A 263-nucleotide genomic window follows, 5' to 3' on the forward strand; every position below is an offset into this window, starting at 1 on the left:
GGCGCGGCCTGCGTGTACCGGGAAACCTGGCACGCCGACCTCGAAGACTGCCTCGAACTGCGTGACAACACCGGCGACGCATCGCGCCGTGCGCACAACCTCAACCTGGCCAACTGGGTGCCGGACCTGTTCATGAAGCGCGTCGAAGCCGACCCGGAATGGTCGCTGTTCGATCCGCGCGTGGTGCCCGAGTTCACCGACCTGTTCGGTGAAGCCTTCGATGCCGCCTACCTGCAGGCCGAAGCACAGGGCAAGGCCAACCG

The 263-nt window shown here is 66.2% G+C and carries 1 pseudogene; it reads left to right on the top strand.

Annotated features, from left to right (window positions below):
* Window positions 1–263: pseudogene (locus ACQG3P_RS20070) on the top strand (ribonucleoside-diphosphate reductase subunit alpha); the annotation flags it as partial.

It is taken from the genome of Stenotrophomonas sp. SrG, assembly GCF_050031795.1.
In the GTDB taxonomy this organism is placed as follows: Bacteria; Pseudomonadota; Gammaproteobacteria; order Xanthomonadales; family Xanthomonadaceae; genus Stenotrophomonas; species Stenotrophomonas rhizophila_A.